Annotated in this window: 13 protein-coding genes; 7 read left to right on the forward strand and 6 right to left on the reverse strand. The window is 63.4% G+C overall.

Annotated features, from left to right (window positions below; translation table 11 throughout):
- Nucleotide 1 precedes the first annotated feature (1 nt).
- Nucleotides 2-1,492 (forward strand): TrkH family potassium uptake protein, encoded by a 1,491-nt coding sequence (locus tag JKL45_RS17490; protein WP_201862866.1) that lies wholly within the window; start codon nucleotides 2-4, stop codon nucleotides 1,490-1,492.
- 120 nt (nucleotides 1,493-1,612) lie between these two features.
- Nucleotides 1,613-2,368, forward strand: coding sequence for a sulfite exporter TauE/SafE family protein (locus JKL45_RS17495; protein ID WP_201862867.1), 756 nt, complete (start codon nucleotides 1,613-1,615; stop codon nucleotides 2,366-2,368).
- Between the two features lie 8 nt (nucleotides 2,369-2,376).
- On the opposite strand, the gene pepT is transcribed toward JKL45_RS17495, so the two are convergent.
- On the reverse strand, nucleotides 2,377-3,612 hold the full coding sequence (gene pepT / locus JKL45_RS17500; protein WP_201862868.1) for a peptidase T: 1,236 nt from the start codon (nucleotides 3,610-3,612) through the stop codon (nucleotides 2,377-2,379).
- A 261-nt stretch (nucleotides 3,613-3,873) separates the two neighbouring features.
- Between pepT and JKL45_RS17505 the strand changes: the two genes are divergently transcribed.
- On the forward strand, nucleotides 3,874-6,333 hold the full coding sequence (locus tag JKL45_RS17505; protein WP_201862869.1) for a cadherin domain-containing protein: 2,460 nt from the start codon (nucleotides 3,874-3,876) through the stop codon (nucleotides 6,331-6,333).
- Between the two features lie 138 nt (nucleotides 6,334-6,471).
- On the opposite strand, the gene JKL45_RS17510 is transcribed toward JKL45_RS17505, so the two are convergent.
- A complete protein-coding gene (locus JKL45_RS17510; protein ID WP_246498623.1) occupies nucleotides 6,472-8,154 on the reverse strand; it encodes a methyl-accepting chemotaxis protein in 1,683 nt (560 codons plus the stop codon).
- Between the two features lie 278 nt (nucleotides 8,155-8,432).
- Here JKL45_RS17510 and kce point away from each other — a divergent pair, with 278 nt between their 5' ends.
- Nucleotides 8,433-9,365, forward strand: a complete 933-nt coding sequence (kce, locus tag JKL45_RS17515; RefSeq protein WP_201862870.1) for a 3,5-dioxohexanoate:acetyl-CoA acetone transferase — start codon at nucleotides 8,433-8,435, stop codon at nucleotides 9,363-9,365.
- A gap of 50 nt (nucleotides 9,366-9,415) precedes the next feature.
- Here kce and JKL45_RS17520 read toward each other — a convergent pair whose 3' ends face one another.
- Nucleotides 9,416-9,808 (reverse strand): GFA family protein, encoded by a 393-nt coding sequence (locus JKL45_RS17520; protein ID WP_201862871.1) that lies wholly within the window; start codon nucleotides 9,806-9,808, stop codon nucleotides 9,416-9,418.
- Nucleotides 9,809-9,979: 171 nt separating this feature from the next.
- Between JKL45_RS17520 and JKL45_RS17525 the strand changes: the two genes are divergently transcribed.
- From JKL45_RS17525 to JKL45_RS17535, 3 genes are all read left to right on the forward strand, one after another.
- Nucleotides 9,980-11,179 carry an ABC transporter substrate-binding protein gene (locus tag JKL45_RS17525; RefSeq protein ID WP_201862872.1) on the forward strand — a complete coding sequence of 400 codons (1,200 nt, stop codon included), beginning with the start codon at nucleotides 9,980-9,982 and terminating at the stop codon, nucleotides 11,177-11,179.
- A gap of 78 nt (nucleotides 11,180-11,257) precedes the next feature.
- A complete protein-coding gene (locus JKL45_RS17530) occupies nucleotides 11,258-12,034 on the forward strand; it encodes an SDR family oxidoreductase (RefSeq protein ID WP_201862873.1) in 777 nt (258 codons plus the stop codon).
- Between the two features lie 124 nt (nucleotides 12,035-12,158).
- Entirely contained in the window at nucleotides 12,159-13,331 is a 1,173-nt protein-coding gene (locus JKL45_RS17535; RefSeq protein WP_201862874.1) for an ABC transporter substrate-binding protein, read from the forward strand.
- A 77-nt stretch (nucleotides 13,332-13,408) separates the two neighbouring features.
- Here the strand turns inward: JKL45_RS17535 and JKL45_RS17540 are convergent, their stop codons facing one another.
- The 3 genes from JKL45_RS17540 to JKL45_RS17550 all read right to left on the reverse strand — a co-directional run bounded on the left by JKL45_RS17540 (nucleotide 13,409) and on the right by JKL45_RS17550 (nucleotide 17,309).
- Entirely contained in the window at nucleotides 13,409-15,229 is a 1,821-nt protein-coding gene (locus JKL45_RS17540) for a PAS domain-containing HWE histidine kinase family protein (RefSeq protein ID WP_201862875.1), read from the reverse strand.
- Between the two features lie 239 nt (nucleotides 15,230-15,468).
- Complete coding sequence (locus JKL45_RS17545; RefSeq protein ID WP_201862876.1) at nucleotides 15,469-16,140, reverse strand: ComEA family DNA-binding protein; 672 nt, start codon at nucleotides 16,138-16,140, stop codon at nucleotides 15,469-15,471.
- A 233-nt stretch (nucleotides 16,141-16,373) separates the two neighbouring features.
- Nucleotides 16,374-17,309 (reverse strand): DUF5996 family protein, encoded by a 936-nt coding sequence (locus tag JKL45_RS17550; protein WP_201862877.1) that lies wholly within the window; start codon nucleotides 17,307-17,309, stop codon nucleotides 16,374-16,376.
- Nucleotides 17,310-17,369 lie beyond the last annotated feature (60 nt).

A 17,369-nucleotide genomic window follows, 5' to 3' on the forward strand; every position in this document is an offset into this window, starting at 1 on the left:
GATGCGGGAAAAATCGGTTTCCAGCGCCTGGGCTCCACCCTACCTTCGTCCGGTCTTCCACCTGACGGGGCGCATGCTCCTTGCACTGGCGGCGACGATGCTCCTGCCGGCAGGTGTCGATGCCTATACCGGCGATCCGGACTGGAGAGCCTTTCTCATCGGCAGCGGCATCACCTTCGCGTTCGCCGCTGCACTGACCCAGGTCACCCGCTGCCGGCTCTCCGGCGGGCTGACCTTGCGCCAGGCCTTTCTCCTCACGCCGGTCGCCTGGACGACGATTGCCCTGTTTGGGGCCATTCCTCTCTACATTTCCGATTACGCCCAGTTGAGGGACCATTTCACCAACGCGTTCTTCGAATCCGTGTCAGGACTCACGACAACCGGCGCCACGGTGATCGTCGGCCTCGACGATGCGCCCAAAGGGATTCTGCTGTGGCGGGCGCTTCTGCAATGGCTGGGCGGCATCGGTATCATCGGGGTCGCCATCTCGATCCTGCCGGCCCTCGGCGTCGGCGGCATGCAGCTGTTCCGCACGGAATCTTCCGACCGGTCCGAGAAGGTGATGCCGCGCGTGCGGGAAATCGCCACCGGCATCATGCTGATCTACGCAGCCCTCACGGTGGCCTGCGCACTGGCCTATTGGCTGGTGGCCATGTCTCCGTTCGATGCCGTCGCCCACGCGCTGACAACCGTCTCGACGGCCGGCTTCTCGACCTCCGATGTTTCGATGGCGCGCTGGGACAATCCGGCGCTGCACTGGATCGCCACCCTGTTCATGCTCTCGGGTGCCGTGCCGTTCGTACTCTACCTGCGGCTGGTTCAGGGACAGAGTGATGCCCTGCGCGACAGTCAGGTCCGGTTTCTCGCTATGATTCTGGCTGCCTTGATCATCGGGGTCGCAGCATGGCTGATCCTGGCAGGTGGGCATGGCGTCACCGATGCGGTGAGGCTTGCCGCCTTCAACGTGGTGTCTGTCGTGACGACGACTGGTTATGCCACGACCGATTACACCCTTTGGGGCAACCTCATGGTGGGTCTGTTCTTCGGCCTCATGTTCGTAGGCGGCTGCACGGGATCGACCGCGGGTGGAATGAAAATCTTCCGCTTCCAGGTGATGATCCGCATGCTGCAGAGCCAGTTCCTGCGCCTGCTCTATCCACGCGGTGTGTTTCCACGCGTCTATGCGGGTCGGCTGCTGCCGGACGATGTGATCGGCTCGGTGGTGGTGTTCTTCTCGCTGTACTTCATCTGCTACAGCGGACTCACGGTCGCCCTGATGGCGTTCGATCTCGATTTCCTCACCAGCGCCAGCGCCGCCGTGGCAGCGTTGTCGAATGTGGGGCCGGGCTTAGGGCCGATCATCGGCCCATCCGGCAATTTCGGCACGTTGCCGAATGCCTCCAAGTGGCTCCTGTGCTTCGGCATGCTCCTGGGCCGGCTGGAGCTGTTCACCGTGCTGATCCTGTTCTTTCCGCAGTTCTGGCGCGGGTAAGGCCAGTCGCGTCACAAGGGCTTTCCATACAGGCGCCCTCCCCTTTGACCAGGCTTTCTCGCGAAGGCTTGCTCCGTCAAATGCGCATTGCGCCCGCGTCCGCCTATGGGCCAATAGGGCATGCTCGATCCATCGCCGTGGCTCATTCTCTCGATCGGCCTGACCTTCTTCCTTGCCGGCATTGTCAAGGGCGTGACCGGCATGGGCCTGCCGACGGTGGCCATGGGAGCGCTGGGAGCGCTCATGGCACCCGTGACGGCCGCCACCTTGCTGATCGTGCCATCCTTCGTCACCAATGTGTGGCAACTGCTGTCCGGCCCGAACTTCACGGCGCTGATCCGGCGCTTGTGGCCGATGATGCTGGGGATCGTGCTCGGCACGGTGGGCGGCTCGTTCGTTCTCGCCGACGGGAATACACGGTGGACGACAGTAGGCCTAGGAGCTGCCCTTGTCGTCTATGCCGGCTTCACCCTACTGGCGCGGCAGCTCTCCGTACCGGCCCGTTGGGAGACATGGGCGTCGCCCCTGGTGGGCCTGACGACAGGCATCGTCACGGGAGGCACGGGCGTCTTCGTCATCCCGGCCGTTCCCTATCTCCAGGCTCTCGGGCTCAGAAAGGACGACCTCATCCAGGCTTTAGGGTTGTCTTTTACCGTGTCGACCATTGCGCTTGCGGCCGGTCTTGGATGGCGCGGAGCGTTTCAGCTCGACGGCCTGCTTCTGTCGTCGCTCGCCATCGTGCCCGCCCTTGCCGGCATGTGGCTGGGACAGGTTGTCAGGCGAAAGGTCAGCCCCGAGACGTTCCGGCGATGGTTTCTCATCGGCCTGCTGCTTCTCGGGGCTGAACTCGTGCTGAAGTCGGTGCTGCAGACTTAAGGAGCGCTTTAGGAGCGCTCCTCCCAGACTTTCGCCAGTTCCACGATGGTGCTCACCGCCTTCTCCATGTCCTGGCTGGAGACGAATTCCAGCGGAGAATGAAAGGCGTGTCCGCCGGCGAAGATGTTGGCGCAGGGAAGGCCCATGAAGGACAGGCGCGAGCCGTCCGTGCCACCGCGGATGCTGTCGCGCCGAGGCTCCAAGCCGGCGCGTTTGACCGCCTCGACAGCGTGCTCGATGATCTCCGGGTGCCGGTCGAGCACCTCCTTCATGTTGCGGTACTGCTCCTTGACCGTGAAGGTGTAGCTGGAGCCCGGATAATTCTCCATCACGTCCCGGGTGATCTTCTCCAGCAGGGCCTCTTTCGTCTTGAGCCCCTCCTCGGTGAAATCACGGATGATGAAGCTTAAGTTCGCCTTTTCCATCACCCCGGAAGCACCTGTGGGATGGATGAAGCCGTCGCGCCCCTTCGTGGTCTCAGGCGCCATGTCCCTCGGCAGACGCGCGATGATGTCGCCCGCGATCCGAATGGCGTTTTCCATCCGGCCGTAGGCGAGGCCGGGGTGGATCGCCACGCCCTGGATGGCGATCTCCACCGCGTCGGCCGAGAAGGTCTCGTCCTCGATGCTGCCGGCGGCTCCGCCATCCATGGTGTAGCCGAAATCGGCCCCGAGCTTCTTCAGGTCGACCTTGTCGACCCCGCGGCCGATCTCCTCATCGGTGGTGAACAGGATGCGGATCGTGCCGTGCTTGATTTCCGGGTTGTTGATCAGGAACTCGGCGGCCGCCACGATCTCGGCGACGCCGGCTTTGTCGTCGGCGCCGAGCAGCGTGGTACCGTCCGAGGTGACGATGTCGTGGCCGATCATGTCCTTCAAGACCGGATGGTCGGCGACGCGAATGACCCGGCTGGAATCGCCCGGAAGCCGAATGTCGCCGCCCTGGTAGTTGCGGACGATCTGCGGCTTGACGTTCGTGCCGGAGAAGTCCGGCGCCGTATCCATGTGCGCGCAGATGCAGATGACCGGAACGCTGTTCTTCGGCGTGTTCGATGGGATCGTCCCATAGACGTAGCCATGCTCGTCGAGATGTGCGTCGGAGACGCCGATGGACAGGAGCTCATCGACCAGCAGGCGGCCGAGATCCTTCTGCTTCTCGGTGGACGGCTGGGACTTCGAGGAGGCGTCGGACTGGGTATCGATGACGACGTAACGGAGGAAACGGTCGGTAACGCTGGCGGCCATAGATTGAAATCCAATTCGCGAGGAGACGATGGACTTCTACCTGGGAAATGCCACTGCGGGAATGGGCGGTGGGGAATTCCTCCCAACCTGGAGACCTTAAAAACGGCTAGGTTACGTATCGCTATTGTTATAATCTTACATTTTGGTGTATAGGTTTCCGTTCTTACCCAACCCATTCGTCGATAGGCGGCAGACAGTCCTGCGATCTGATGGGTTGAACGGGCAGCGCCTGGATAGAGCAGCGGCTATGGGGGAATGGACATGACGGCATCGATCATCCGGTTTGGCAGCGAGCAGAAGGCCGTCGGCAAGACCCTCAATTACCTTGATCCCCAGAGCGCCCCCATGAGCGTCACCGGGCTTGCTGATGGGGGCTGGGTTCTCACGTGGCAAGAGTTTTGGCGAGCAGACAGAGCCGACATCTACCAGCAACGCTTCAAGGCCGATGGAACGCCCTTCAATGAGCGTGAAAAGGTTAACGCTTCCAAATCTTTTACAACGGAACCCCCGAAGGTTACGGCTCTTTCCCATGGCGGATGGATCGTCACCTGGGAGTCGCCTTGGCACAATGAAGAGTCCGGCAAAGACATCTATCAACGACGTTACAATGCCGACGGCAAGGCCGATGAGGTTGAGCAACGCGTCAACACAACGCCTCGACGCTCCGAGGGTGTAAGGGATACAGGGGATCCAGGCATTGCCGTGTTCGACGATGGGGGATGGGTGGTTACCTGGACGTCCGTGATCCCCGGAGGGTCAAGGGCAGGAATCTTCCAACAACGATACAATGCTAATGGCGATCAGGTTGATGGCGAGATTTTGGTTTCCACGCCAGATTTCTCCGCATCGAGATCCTCCATCGACACTCTGTCCGACGGCAGATGGGTGGTCACATGGGTCTCCAACGCGCAGGACGGGTCCGAGAAAGGCATCTATCAGCAATGCTACGACAGCGGCGGCACTCCTTCGGAGAAGGGCGTGCAACGGGTTAACACCTCTGTCGCCGGCATGCAGGAAGCTCCCAGCATCACCGGTCTCGCCGATGGCGGATGGGTCGTGACATGGCAATCCTACTACCAAGAGGGCATCCTCTATGATGTCTACCAGCAGCGCTATAACCAAGCTGGCGAGGCCATACGCGGCGAGACGCGGGTCAATACCTACACGGCAAACTCGCAGTCGAACCCCAGCGTGATGGCGCTCGCCGATGGCGGATGGGTCGTCACTTGGTATTCCTATAACCAGGATGGAAGCAGCTATGGCGTTTACCAGCAGCGCTACGATGCCGATGGCAATGCCCACGGTCCCGAGCAGAGGGTCAACGGGACGATAGATGCCAGTCAGTGGTATCCGCAGGTGGCGGCAATCGGGGGCGAGGGAGCGCAGGACGGCTGGGTCGTCGCTTGGCTCTCCGGAGGGATCGGCAACAACTACGAACTCTACCAGCAGCGCTACGACTTCGTGACGGCCTTCGCCGAAGGCAAGGAGCTTGGGACCGGAACGGAGGGCAACGATCTCTTCCAGGTCATGGACGGCGGCCTCGATGAGGACGACACCCTTGAGGCTGGAAACGGAATAGACATCCTCAGGATGATCGAGCCCGGCCGCATCGACCTCACGGCGCCGGATGTCCTGACCGGTATCGAGATCGTCCAGGGCTCCGGCGGAAACGACATCATCGTGACGGATAATGCGCGCCTCGTGGGCATCGTGGGCATTCAGGGCCATGCCGGTCGCGACGCCCTGCACCTGAAGGCCGGCACCTACGACCTAACCGCCAAGTTCATCTCCGGCGTCGAGGCGATCGTTCTCCTCGGCACCGGCTCGATCACATTTGGCGACAAGGCCACGGCGCTTCTTGCCAACAGCCAGAGCAAGGATGGCGCCATCTCCGTAGCCGGCGACACCTTCACCCTTGCGGAGCGGCAGCAGCTCTACACGCAGGGCATCCGGCAGGTGACGGACGCCAAGGGCGTGCACGTCCTGGCCCCGAGCGTGCCTGACCTCAAGGGCGCATCAGTGCAGGAGAACGCCGCCGCCGGCACGGCAATCGGGGAACTCTCGGCGCAGGACCCCAATCCCGGCGACGGCCTGCGCTTCGACCTGATCGACACGGCCGGAGGTCGCTTCGCCCTGGACGGCAACAAGCTCGTCGTCGCGGCGGGCGCCAAGCTCGATTATGAGCAGGATAGCTCACACAGCATCGTCGTTCGCGTGACCGACGAAGGCGGCATCGCGCACGACCGGAGCTTCACGATCCAAGTCGGCGACGTGGATGTGGAAAGGATCTACGGCACCGCAGGCGCAGACGTTCTCACCGGCACGGGCGGCCGCGAGATCCTCTACGGGTTTATGGGCAAGGATACGCTCACCGGCGGCACGGGGCAGGATATCTTCGTGTTCGACAGCCGCCCGCAGAAGTCGAAGAATGCCGACACGATCACGGATTTCAACGTGAACGACGACGGGATCTGGCTTGAGAACAAGGTCTTCGCCAAGCTCGGGAAGAAGGGCACGGAGATGAATCCCGCCCAGTTGAAGAAGAGCTTCTTCGCCATCGGCGACAAGGCCAAGGACCAGAACGACTACATCGTCTACGACAAGGCGAAGGGTGTTCTGTATTACGACGCCGACGGCTCAGGCTCGCGCTACAAGCAGGTGGAGATCGCGACGCTCTCCAAGAAGCTGAAGATGACCTACAAGGACTTCTTCGTCATTTAGATGAGGAACTCGGATCACCGCACCAGCGGCTGATCCTCGATCCTATCGAAGGCGGTGCGGCGCAGCACCGAGAGACTGCCGTGGGAATGAGAAGCCTCGGGTCGATGCGTCGACCCGAGGCTTCTTGCTGTTCGGTACTCAGGCGGCTTTCACATCAGTGAGGAAGCCTTGCACCTCGCGACTGAGGTCGCTGGAGTGGCGCGCCAGTTCCTGGGCGGCGCCAAGCACGCGGCTTGCGGCCGTGCCGGTCTGTTCGGCGCCCTGCCGCACGTCGAGGATGCTGCCGCTGACCGATGCGGTGCCCCGCGCCGCTTCCTGCACGTTGCGGGCAATCTCGCCTGTGGCAGCGCCCTGCTCCTCGATGGCAGCCGCTATCGCCACGGAGGTCTCGGACATCTGGCCAATGGTGCTGCCGATGTTCTGGATCGCGCTCACCGCCTCGCGGGTCGCCTGCTGGATCTCGACGATCTGGGCCGAGATCTCCTCCGTGGCCTTGGTGGTCTGGTTCGCCAGCTCCTTCACCTCGGAGGCCACGACGGCGAAGCCCTTGCCGGCCTCACCGGCGCGGGCCGCCTCGATGGTGGCATTGAGCGCCAAGAGGTTGGTCTGGCCCGCGATGGTGTTGATAAGCGCGATGACGGCGCCGATCTTCTCCGCCGTGCTGGCCAGGGCCTGAACGGTGACGTCCGTGCGCCGCGTCTCCTCGACGGCCGCGCCGGCGACCCTTGCCGACTGGGAGATCTGGGACGCGATCTCGCGGGTGGAGATCGACAGCTCCTCGGTGGCCGCCGCCACGGTCTGCACGTTCAGGGATGCCTGCTCGGCCGCCGTCGCAACGGTTTGGGACTGCACGTTGGTCTGCTCGGCGGTGGCCGCCATGGTCTGGGCCGTGCCCTCCATTTCGAACGCTGCGCTCGAGAGAGTCTGGGTGAGGGTTGCGACATTGGCCTCGAACTGGCGTGTGAGCTGATCGAGACGCTGCGCCCGGCGGGCCTGCGCATCGGCATCGACCGCATAGACCTTGTCCGCCTCGTCCTTGGCGATCAGCGTGTCCCTGAACACCTGAACCGCATGGGCCATGGCGCCCAGTTCGTCGCTGCGGTTCTGCGCCGGCACGTCGATCTGCCGCTCGCCTTCCGCAAGGGATCGCATAACCTGCCCGAGGGCCAGGATGGGCTTGGTCACGCCGCGGCCGATGAAGGTTGCCACAACGCCGATGACGAGGACGATGACGGCCACGCCCGAAAGGAGCTTCAGGGCCGTGCTCCACACCTTGGCGGCGGTGTCGTCGGTGTAGACGCCCGAGCCAATGATCCAGCCCCAGGGCTTGAAGCCTTTCACGTAGGAGATCTTGCCGACGGGCTCCTGCGCACCGGGCTTGGGCCACAGATACGGCACGAACCCGGCGCCGCTTTCCTTCACCTTGTCGACGAAGGCGACGAACAGGCGAAGGCCCGTGGGATCCTTGTTCTCCGTCAGGTCGACGCCGACGAGTTCGGGTTTGATCGGATGCATCACCATCTTGGGATGCATGTCGTTGATCCAGAAATATTCCTGGGTGTCGTAGCGCAGAACCCTGATCGCATCGGCGGCTGCCTTCTGGGCAGCCTCGCGGCTCAGACGGCCGGCCCGCTCCTCGGCCTCGTAATGCGCAAGGATGCCATAGGCCGACTCGACCACATGCTGGGTCTTGACCATCTGCGCCTGGGTAATCTCCTCGCGCAGGTAAAACAATGTAACGGCCATGATCGCCGCGATGCCGACCAGTGCCGTCAGCGTGATCGAATGGATTTTCGTCCCGATACCGAATTTCATGCGCATGCATGCCCCCAGAACCTGCAATATTTTTGTTTGTGATGATGCTCTGCCCAGTCCGACACGGAAGAACCTTCCGTCAGCTTCAGCTGAATTCTTGCGAGAGCAGAGCGACTATAACTTGGTGTTTTTAGTTAAGAAGCGGTTCATGCAGCGCTGAACGGCACGCATTTTCAGCGAAATTCACGCGCTGAACCCGACGCTCTATGGACCCGCGCCTGCCGTTTCGCCTAACCTGGGGATTGTTCCCTAGGAACGAAGCGGTCTCAGGCCTGGAGGTTTCGATGAAGCGATCGGACAAAGTCATCATCAGCTGCGCGATCACCGGGTCCATTCACACGCCCAGCATGTCCCCCTACCTGCCGGTGACGCCGGAGCAGATTGCCGAGAGCGCCATTGCGGCGGCGGAGGCCGGCGCCGCGATCCTGCACCTGCATGCGCGAGACCCGCAGACCGGCCGCCCGACGCAGAGCCCTGAGGTCTTCAAGCAGTTCCTGCCCGCCATCAAGGACGGCAGCAACGCCATCGTGAACATCACCACCGGCGGCGGGCTCGGAATGAGCCTCGACGAGCGTCTCGCAGCGGCGAAATGGGCTCAGCCTGAGATCGCCTCCATGAACATGGGATCGTTCAACTTCAACATCTCCGGCGCAGGCGGACGCATCGCGTCGTTCAAGAACGATTGGGAGAAGCCCTATCTGGACATGACCAAGGACTTCATCCTGTCCAACACCTTCGCGCAGATCGAGCGGGGCATGACCGAACTCGGTGCACTCGGAACCCGGTTCGAGTTCGAGTGCTACGATGTCGGCCATCTCTACAACCTCGCCCATTTCGCAGACCGTGGGCTCGTGCAGCCGCCCTTCTTCGTGCAGGCCATCTTCGGCATTCTCGGCGGCATCGGGCCGGAGCCCGAGAACCTCATGCACATGAAGGCAACGGCCGACCGCCTGTTCGGGAACGACTATTATCTCTCGATCCTGGCCGCCGGCCGCCATCAGCTGCCGTTCGTGACCATGGGGGCGATCCTCGGCGGGCATGTGCGCGTGGGCCTGGAGGACAACCTCTACCTCGGCAAGGGCGAGCTTGCTCCATCCAATGCCGATCAGGTGCGCAAGATCCGCCGCATCCTCGAGGAGCTTTCATTCACGGTCGCGACCCCGGACGATGCGCGCCGCATGCTGCAGACGAAAGGGCCGGAGCACACGGCCTTCTAGAACGACGCGAAAGAACCGCGCCGACGAAGAGCCGGTGCTGCAGGTGCAGCCTAATCCTCGGAGCGGCTCGCGCTGTCGCGGTTGCGCTCGTATCGCCTTTTGAGCGGAAACACCGGCAGCCAGGACTCGCGCCGGATGGTCCAGAGCTCGTAAGTGGGCATCAGCTGGTCAGGGGCATCCAGCGAGCCGAGGTTCACCTCTATTTCATCCGCGCTGCGGGAGAAGACGGACGAGCCGCAGCCGGGACAGAAAAACCGCCCGGCATAGTCACGCGTTTCGCCTTCGATCGTCACCGCGTCCTGAGGGAAGATCGCGGAGGCGTGGAAAAGGGCTCCGTGATGCTTGCGGCAGTCGAGGCAGTGGCAAAGGCCGACCCGGTAGGGGCGGCCTGAGGCCACGATCCGGACTTTCCCGCACAGGCACCCGCCCGTGAAACGGTCCATGCTGCGCCTCCTCCACAACTGAGCGGCGGAATTTTTACAACGGGCTGCACATTCATTGCAATTGCCTGGATCCTGCACCGATTCAGACCACGCGATGCACGAGCGCTGTCCGGCTTTCCAATCCCGCGCAGGCATGCCTAAGATGCCTGTCCTAAAAACAGGGAGGAAACAATGAAAACCCGTTACGTTCTCAGCGCTCTGGTGGCCGTGGCCATGACCGGAGCCGCGCAGGCGCAGACCTCGGTCAAGCTGGGTGTCCTGAACGACCGGTCTGGCGTTTATTCCGACCTCACGGGCGAAGGATCGGTGATCGCGGCCCGCATGGCCGCCGAGGACTTCAAGGCAGCCGAGAAGGGCATCAAGGTCGATATCGTGGCGGCGGACCACCAGAACAAGCCGGATATCGGCGCCAGCATCGCCCGGCAATGGTATGACCAGGAAGGCGTCGACGTGATCCTCGACGTTCCGACCTCCTCGGTGGCCCTGGCCGTCAACGGCATCGCCCGCGAGAAGAACAAGATCCTGATCAATTCAGGCGGCGGCACCTCGGATCTGACCGGCTCGCAATGCTCGCCCAACACGGTCCATTGGACCTACGACACCTGGGCGCTTGCGAACGGCACCGGCGGCGCCATGGTGAAGCGCGGCGGCGACACCTGGTTCTTCGTCACGGCCGACTACGCCTTCGGTCACGCGCTTGAACGCGACACCTCGGCCCTGGTCACGAAGGCGGGCGGCAAGATCGTCGGCACCGTGCGCCATCCGTTCCCCGGTCAGGACTTCGCGTCCTTCCTCCTGCAGGCGCAATCCTCGGGCGCCAAGGTGATCGGGTTGGCCAATGCAGGCGGCGACTTCACCAACACCATGAAGCAGGCAGCCGAATTCGGCATCGTCCAAGGCGGGCAGAGCCTCGCCGGGCTTCTCGTGTTCATCACCGACGTGCATTCCCTTGGCCTTCAGGTGGCCCAGGGCCTCGTCATGACCGAGGCGTTCTACTGGGACCAGAACGACCAGACCCGCGCCTGGTCGAAGCGCTTCGCCGAGAAGAACGGCGGTAAGATGCCCACCATGGTGCATGCGGGCGTCTATGCGGGCGCGCTTCACTACCTCAAGGCGGTCGAGGCTCTGAAGGGCAAGGACACCGCGCAGGTGATGGCCAAGATGAAGGAGATGCCCACCGACGACCCGCTCTTCGGCAAGGGCAAGATCCGTCAGGACGGCCGCAAGATCCACGACATGTACCTGTTCGAGGTCAAGAAGCCGGCCGAGTCCAAGGGTCCGTGGGATCTCTACAAGCAGCTCGCCACGATCCCGGCCGATCAGGCCTTCCGGCCTCTCAATGAAGGCGGCTGCCCTCTCGTGAAGGGCTGATCGCAACCGACAACGGCAGGGCCGGGTTCACCCGGCCCTGTCTGTTTGCGCATCGATCCGCGATGAAAGGAAGCTGCGATGGATTTGGGCATTCAGGGTTTGCGCGTTCTCGTGACAGCGGGCGCTGCCGGCATCGGGCTGGAAATCGCCAGAAGCTTCGTGCGCGAGGGCGCGAAGGTGCATGTCTGCGACGTCGACGATGCGGCGCTGGCCTCCCTGACGACGAGCGACCCCGATGTCACCCGCTCCCGCGCCGACGTTGCGAACAGGGCCGATGTGAGCCGCCTGTTCGACGAGGCGCTGCAAGTGCTCGGCGGTCTCGATGTTCTCGTCAACAATGCGGGCATCGCCGGCCCGACCGCGCGGGTGGACGAGGTCGAGCCCGAGGACTGGGATCGGACGCTTGCGGTCAACATTACGGGTCAGTTCAACTGCGCCCGCTTGGCCGTCCGGCATCTGCAGGAGAGCGACAACGCCTCCATCGTCAATCTCTCGTCCGCGGCAGGGCGCTTCGGCTTTCCGCTGCGCTCCCCCTACTCCGCTGCGAAGTGGGCAGCAATCGGCTTCACCAAGACGCTGGCCATGGAGCTGGGGCCGCTCGGGATCCGGGTCAACGCGATCCTTCCGGGCGTTGTGGAAGGTGATCGGATCCGCCGGGTGATCGGCAGCAAGGCTGAAGCCCGCGGGATCAGCTACGAGGAGATGGAGAACGAACTCCTCCGGCACATCTCTTTGCGAACGGCCGTGGCGCCGCAGCAGATTGCCGATCAGATCGTGTTCCTGTGCTCGCCCCGGGGGCGGACGATCTCAGGCCAGGCCATCGCCATCGACGGGGACACCCAATCCCTCGCATGACCGGTCTCCTGTCCGGGATGGCCGATTGGCCTAATCTCCAGCTTGCTTTCTCGGAGGACCGCCCGAGTATCCTTGCTCGTTCAATGCCATAAGAGAGCAAAGAAGAACGATGGGAGGACCAACGATGCACCGTAGAACGCTTATCCTCGCTGCAGGCGCCGCCGCGCTCGTGGCTGCCGTCTCGGGCGCGCAGGCGCAGGAGACTGTCAAAGTCGGCCTGATCCTGCCGCTGACCGGGCCGTTTACCGCCATCGGACGGCAGGTGGAAATGGGTGCCAGGCTCTACATGCAGCAGAAGGGCAATACGGTGGCGGGCAAGACCATCGAGTTGATCGTCAAGGACGATGGCGCCGTCGCGGACGCCACGAAGCGGACGGCGCAGGATCTCATCGTCAACGAGAAGGTGAACGTGCTGGCGGGCTTCGGCCTCACGCCGCTGGCGCTTGCCACCGCACCGCTCGCGACCCAGGCGAAGGTTCCCGCAGTGGTGATGGCGGCGGGAACGGCGACCATCACGGAGGCCTCGCCCTTCATCACGCGCACCAGCTTCACCCTGCCGCAAGCGACCGAGCCGATGGCCGATTGGGCCGCCAAGAACGGCATCAAGAAGGTCGTGACGCTGGTCTCGGATTACGGTCCGGGCATCGACTCCGAGAAAGCCTTCTCCGGTGTGTTCACCAAGGCAGGCGGCCAGGTGGAGAACCTGCGGGTGCCGCTGGCGAACCCGGATTTCTCGCCCTTCCTGCAGAAGGTGGCCGATGCCAAACCCGACGCATTGTTCGTGTTCGTGCCCGCAGGCCAGGGCGCGCAGTTCATGAAACAGTTCGTGGAGCGCGGCTTCGACAAGAGCGGCATCAAGCTGATCGGACCCGGCGACGTCACGGACGATGAGGTGCTCAACAACATCGGAGATGTCGCGCTCGGCGCCATCACCACGCACCATTACTCGGTCGCGCATGACAGCCCCGAGAACAAGGCGTTCGTGGAGGCGTTCAAGAAGGCCAACAACAACATGCGCCCGAACTTCATGGGGGTGGGCGGCTACGACGGCATGCACCTGATCTATGAAGGCCTGAAGAAGACCAACGGCCAAGGCGGTCAGGCGCTGATCGACGCCATGAAGGGCATGAGCTGGACCAGCCCGCGCGGACCGGTGTCGATCGACCCGCAGACGCGTGACATCATCCAGAACATCTATGTGCGGAAAGTCGAGCGCAAGGACGGGGAGCTCTACAACGTGGAGTTCGCCACGATCCCGAACGTCAAGGATCCGGTCAAGGCCGCCAAGGCCAACTGATCTCAACACACAGGAAGCGCCGCATCACCCATGCGGCGCTTCTCACGTAGGATTTCTCAGAGAAGCGGGCCGCAAGTCTAGGTCAGCGGCGCATCCACGACGCACATGACGCCGGTCACCGGGAACGCGATCTCGGCCGTGCCGTCGAGGTCCTGCGACAGGCTGCGCTCGATCAGCCGCGATCCGAACCCGCGCCGCGACGGCGGCCGGACCGCGGGACCGCCGGTTTCCTCCCACCTGAGATGCAGGCGCGGTCCGGTCTCTGCGGGCTGCACGCTCCAGGCAATCCTGATCCTTCCCGTCTCGTTGGACAACGCGCCGTACTTCACCGCGTTGGTGGCCAGCTCCTGCAGCGCCATGGCGAGCGCCAGGGCCATGCGGGGCGGCACGCGGACCCTTGCGCCTTCGAGATGCAGGCGATCCTCGCCACGGCTCGAATAAGGCGCCACCGCCTGTTCGACGATGTCGTACAGATCCGCGCTCTCCCAGTTCTCGCGGGTGAGAACGTCATGAGCACGGGACAGCGCGAAGAGGCGGGCTTCCAGCGCCTCCTTGGCCTGATCGGTCGAGCCCGCATTGCGCAGCGTCTGCGATGCCACGGACTGCACGGTGGCCAGGGTGTTCTTCACCCGATGGTTCAGCTCGTTGATGAGAAGCTGCTGATGCTCCTCGGCGATCCGGCGGTCGTGGATGTCGATGGAGACGCCGAACCAGCGCACGATCTCGCCGCTCCGGGGATCACGATACGGTTCGGCCCTGACAAGGAACCAGCGATACTCGCCCTCCTTCGAGCGGATGCGATGCTCGACCTCAAAGATGCCGGCCGTGCGCTGGGCCTTCCCGTAGGCCTCCATTGTCACGGCTTCATCGTCCGGGTGCACGAAATCCGTTGCGACTTGAGCCGCGCTGTCGGGCTTGCCGGTCGAACCGGTGTATTCGAACCATTGACGATTGAAGAACTCGGTCTTTCCCTCGGCATCGGTGACCCAGACGATCTGCGGCACGGCATCGGCCATGAGCCGCAAGCGCTCCTCGCTCTCCCGCAGGCGCTCCTCGGCTTCCACCTGCTCGGTGACGTCGCCGTAGAACACCGCCAATCCCTCGCCGACCGGGTAGGCATGCATGGCGATCCAGCCGACCCGGCCATGAGGCCAGACATAGCGGTGCTTCATCTCCACGGGCTTCTTGGTCGCCAGGGCTTGCCGGTACATCTCGCCGAGTGCAGGATCGGCGTCGGGATGAGCCTCCCAATGGGTTTTGCCGATGACCTCGTCACGGGACCGGCCTTCGAGGCGCAACGCTTCTGCATTCATGTCGATGATGCGGAAGTCCCGGTCCAGGAGCGCTAGGCTCTCGCCCATGCCGTCGAGCACGCCGCGCAGGCGTGTCTCGCTGTCTCGCAGGGCGGCCTCCATGGCCACCCGGCTGGTGGTTTCCACCACGATGGCGAGCACGCCCCCCGGCTGACCGCTCTCGTCGGTCACGGGAGAGTAGTCGAGGTTCATCCAGACCTGCTCGGGCACCCCGTTCCGGTACAGCGTCAGTTCCTGATCGCGAAACGAAAGGGTACCGCCTGCCATGCCTACCTGCATGACATGGGCGTTGAAATCGGCGACCTCCGGCCAGCCTTCCAGCACGTTCGAGCCGAGAAGCCGCGGATGGCGCCCCGCGGCGAAGATCGAGTAGGGATCGTTGTAGATCATCACCCCGTGCTCGCCCCACAGCAGAACCATCGGGATCGGGGAACGGAGCATCAGCCCGACCGTCGTCTTCAGGCTCTGGGGCCAGCCGGAAATCGGCCCAATGGGCGTGCGAGCCCAGTCATGGCCGCGGATCAGCGCCCCCGTCTCCCCGCCATCCCGAAGGAAATCGGCATATGGTGGGGTTCTAACGTCCATCGCGGTAGACTTCGTTGCGAACAGCCCCTGCCTTTATAAAGATAGGTGCGGCAAGCCCTGTCACGAAAGACGCGTCCAGAACGGGTCGAAAGGGCATGGGCTTTTGTCTACGGCTTGGAATGGCGACGCTTTGATGTTTTGTAGCGCCCTCCTCGCCGGAGACAATGGGGCCGGCGGCACCTCCTTGACGCAGGCCCTGCTGCGGCCCTGGCAGGTGTTGGGACGCGAGGTTTCCCGCCCTACTGCACTGTCACCTGAGCCTTGATCCTTTCGAAGACCGGGCGGCGAAGAACTTTCTTCTTCATGAGGTCATCGACGGACCTGTAAGGCCGGTGCCTGATGATGGCGCGGCCGAGGGCGCCTGCGCCCTTGAGGGAATTCAGCTGCTCGAAGGAGGCCCGGTTGAGATCGACCAGATCCGCAGCCGGGCTTTGAGGGGGCGCCGGCTCGGCAAGGCTCGCATGCTTGGCCACGGCCCCTGTCATGTCGATGTCGGCGGAAGGAGCGGAGGTTGTTGCCTCCGGAGCAGCGGAGACCCGCTCGCCCGCAAGCGACAACGGGGTGGCTTTCATGGGTGCAGGGCCGGACTCCTGCGGGTCGGACGCGGGCACGTAAGCCGCTTCCGCCGGTGGGCCTGAGGGTGCAATGAATGCGGCAGCATCCGCATCGGCCACCTGCACTCGCCTGGTGGGCTGTGGCATTTCCACGATGTGCTGTTCGCCAGCCAGGATCTGCGGCGGCGCGGCGGTGACCATGCCGCCCGAGGAAGCGCTGCTGCCTGCGGAGAGCCACAAGGCCAGCGATCCTCCAGCCATGAGGCCGATTACCAGAAGAATGCGCAGCGCCTGAAAAGCTGCATTGTCGCGCCGCGCATGGGAATGATGGGTTCGTGGCAAGTCGCCGATCTGCATGGGGTCCTCGCACCTTTACTCGTGGTGGATGCTCCACTCTTGATGAGCGTGCATGCGGGAAGACGGGGCTCATCTCCTTGCATGCGATGCTAAGGGCTAGAGGCGGGATGTGGCGCTGGCGTGGCAATCTGCCGTTATTGGCCCTGATCAACGGCAATTTCGGATAGGTTCGTCGGTTTTCTGCGGGGCGATGCTCGCATCGGCAACGTCATCACCTTTCGAAGTGGCCCATATCAAACACTGCGCACGCGTGCGGGTGCGCCGAAGTCGCATTCGAGGGCGGCGCGGTCCCAGCGCCCGGCATCGGCTGCCGCCGCATAGGTGGAGGTCAGGAACTCGAGCAGCATCGCATCGGGATCGGGCGCTTGGCGCAGAACGTCGTAGCGCAGGATGAACTCACCGAGAGCAGGGTCGAACTCTGCGCCTGCCGAAACAGCCGCATCGCGAAATCCCGGCGGCTCGGGATAGGCATAAGAATAGAAAGCGGCCTGAGGGTAGGCATCGCTGCCCGGCCAGAAGCCCGCGCTCGACACCTCGTGAGAATAGGCTTCACGGGTGACCGCGTCGGCCAAGCCGGGCACGCCGCCGGGATGGAGCGGCGCCTCGCGCCCGGAGAAGCGCGTGACGGCAAGATCGAAGCTGCCCCAGAAGAAGTGGACCGGCGAGACCTTGCCGAGAAAGCCGCTGCGGAAGTGCTTGAACACCCGGTCGGCCTGCACCAGCACGCGCCAGAACCGATGAGCGGCATCGGCGTCATACGACGCATGCTCGTGATCTTCCGAGAACCGGATCGGGTTTTGCACCTCGTTCGGCATTTCGTTGATCGACACCCGGATGCCGAGCTCGCCGAGAAGGCCGAACAGCTCCGCGTGGAACGCTGCGACGCTCTGCGGCCGGAGCGGCAGCATGCGCTCCTCGCCGCGGCTGGTGCGCACGAGCAGCCGATGCGCGATGAAGTCGAACTCGATCTCCAGGATCTCGCGGCCGACAGGCACAGGCGAGGTGGTCAGGCCACGCGCGGAGACGTAGAGCGGCACATGCCAGCCGTGGTTGAGCCAGGGTGTGAGCGCAAGGCGGATCTTGCCGACGATCTGCGTCCAGAGCTGCAGGGTCGCGGCCGTGTCGCGCCAGGCAGGATAGGAGAGTTCAGGCCAGCTGTTGTCATCCATGAAGCACCTCCGGGCGGAGCGGGATCGCGGATGAGAACTATAACCGGAAGATCGCAGGCT

The sequence above is a fragment of the Microvirga soli genome (assembly GCF_016734765.1).
Classification (GTDB): Bacteria; Pseudomonadota; Alphaproteobacteria; order Rhizobiales; family Beijerinckiaceae; genus Microvirga; species Microvirga soli.